The sequence below is a fragment of the Bacillus sanguinis genome, assembly GCF_018332475.1.
Classification (GTDB): domain Bacteria; phylum Bacillota; class Bacilli; order Bacillales; family Bacillaceae_G; genus Bacillus_A; species Bacillus_A sanguinis.
Genome location: NZ_BOQB01000639.1, coordinates 1 through 805, shown reverse-complemented (window position 1 = coordinate 805; position 805 = coordinate 1). Strand labels below are relative to the sequence as shown.

General features: G+C 30.8%; 3 protein-coding genes and 1 pseudogene. 1 reads left to right on the top strand and 3 read right to left on the bottom strand.

The features are described from left to right. Together KI369_RS28985 and KI369_RS28980 are read right to left on the bottom strand one after the other, a co-directional pair. A pseudogene (locus tag KI369_RS28985) lies at positions 1–186 on the bottom strand (hypothetical protein); the annotation flags it as partial. Beyond that, positions 183–362, bottom strand: coding sequence for a YozD family protein (locus tag KI369_RS28980; RefSeq protein WP_000658451.1), 180 nt, complete (start codon positions 360–362; stop codon positions 183–185). The gene KI369_RS28980 and the pseudogene KI369_RS28985, both read right to left, overlap by 4 nt. A gap of 150 nt (positions 363–512) precedes the next feature. On the opposite strand from KI369_RS28980, the gene KI369_RS28975 reads away from it, so the two are divergent. Further along, entirely contained in the window at positions 513–680 is a 168-nt protein-coding gene (locus tag KI369_RS28975) for a DUF3930 family protein (protein WP_098521233.1), read from the top strand. A 4-nt stretch (positions 681–684) separates the two neighbouring features. On the opposite strand, the gene KI369_RS30015 is transcribed toward KI369_RS28975, so the two are convergent. Next, positions 685–805, bottom strand: a 121-nt coding sequence (locus tag KI369_RS30015; protein WP_498033628.1) for a YodN-related protein, incomplete at its 5' end; no start/stop codon positions are given.

Here is an 805-nt window from a genome sequence, read left to right as displayed (position 1 = left end):
GCGATAATCACTACTAGAATACGAACGATATTTTTTCTTTCCTAATAAAGAATCAATAATTTTTTTGAACATCCCTTCACCTCTTGAGTAAAATTTTCTTTTAATTATACCAATAATTGCCGACCTTATTTGTGACAAGTTTGTAAAGAGTAAAAAACGACGAGTTAAGCCCGTCGTTACTTTCACTCATCCTCTTCATCAAAAACTTCGTCAATCATGCATTTCTCTAATAAATACTCGAATGTAATGTCTGCGAGATCTTCAATTTCTTCTCGTTTTGGGACGTATCCTCTTTCAATTAGTTGCTCATAAAAAAACTCCGCAATCTCTTCCGTATCAATTACGACTTCAATTTCCTTCATGAGCATCACTCCTTTATTTCTGTTTTATGAAAAAATCTCAAAAATATGTATATGAGATTAGAAAAATAGTTTTTCTTTTTTTATAGGTTATATCCTTTGGACGAGATGCATACGATGGTAGTACAAGCTATCAAAAAGGGGGATTTTATTATGGAATACCAATATGAGGCAAAGCAAGAAGTAGGGCAAACAAAAGAAGAGTTCATGCATGAAGATCAATGGGCAGACTCTCTTATTAAATGGCTTTTTATTTTTTTAATAATTGTAGGCATACCTTATACTGCATATGTTGTTGTTCAATTCATTCTCTCTTTCTAGTTAACTATTTTTTCTCTGTCAATTTAACTAAATAATTATGAACAACATCCATAACACTTTTGTATTCTTCATCTTTAAATGTATCGAATAACAATTGATAATCGTTATATATATCAAGTAATCCC